1 protein-coding gene is annotated in these 924 nt (G+C 38.1%); it reads left to right on the top strand.

The features are described from left to right. Positions 1 to 10 precede the first annotated feature (10 nt). Positions 11 to 924: molecular chaperone HtpG (gene htpG / locus IEY78_RS35295; RefSeq protein WP_189104814.1), on the top strand; the 914-nt coding region annotated here is incomplete at its 3' end.

Below are 924 nucleotides of genomic sequence, written 5' to 3'. Positions count from 1 at the left end.
GAAAAGATCAATGTCTAATCAAGAATACACCTTCCAAACTGAAATCAACCAGCTTTTGGATTTGATGATTCACTCTTTGTATTCTAATAAAGAGATTTTTTTAAGAGAATTGATTTCTAACGCGAGCGACGCTTTGGACAAGCTGAATTATTTAATGCTGACTGATGAGAAATTAAAAGGGCTGAATATCACGCCTAGCATTCATTTGAGTTTTGATAGCCAGAAAAAAACCTTAACGATCAAAGATAATGGTATAGGCATGGATAAAAACGATCTCATTGAACATCTAGGCACGATCGCTAAATCAGGCACGAAGAGTTTTTTAAGCGCTTTGAGTGGGGATAAGAAAAAAGATAGCACACTGATTGGCCAATTTGGCGTGGGCTTTTATTCAGCGTTTATGGTAGCGAGCAAGATTGTCGTTCAAACCAAAAAGGTAAATAGCGATCAGGCTTATGCATGGGTGAGCGATGGTAAGGGCAAGTTTGAAATCAGCGAGTGCGTCAAGGAGGAGCAAGGCACAGAAATCACCCTCTTTTTAAAAGATGAAGATTCTCATTTTGCGAGCCGTTGGGAGATTGATAGCGTTGTTAAAAAGTATTCTGAGCATATCCCTTTCCCTATTTTTTTAACTTACACCGATACGAAATACGAGGGCGAAGGGGATAATCAAAAAGAAATTAAAGAAGAGAAATGCGATCAGATCAATCAAGCGAACGCTTTATGGAAAATGAATAAGAGCGAGTTAAAAGACAAAGATTACAAAGAGTTTTACCAATCGTTTGCACATGATAACAGCGAACCTTTGAGCTATATCCATAATAAAGTGGAAGGCTCTTTAGAATACACAACGCTTTTTTACATCCCTAGCAAAGCGCCCTTTGACATGTTTAGGGTGGATTATAAAAGTGGGGTCAAACTTTA

Source organism: Streptomyces kronopolitis (assembly GCF_014646275.1).
GTDB lineage: Bacteria > Actinomycetota > Actinomycetes > Streptomycetales > Streptomycetaceae > Streptomyces > Streptomyces kronopolitis.
This window is presented reverse-complemented; position numbering and strand designations above follow the sequence as displayed.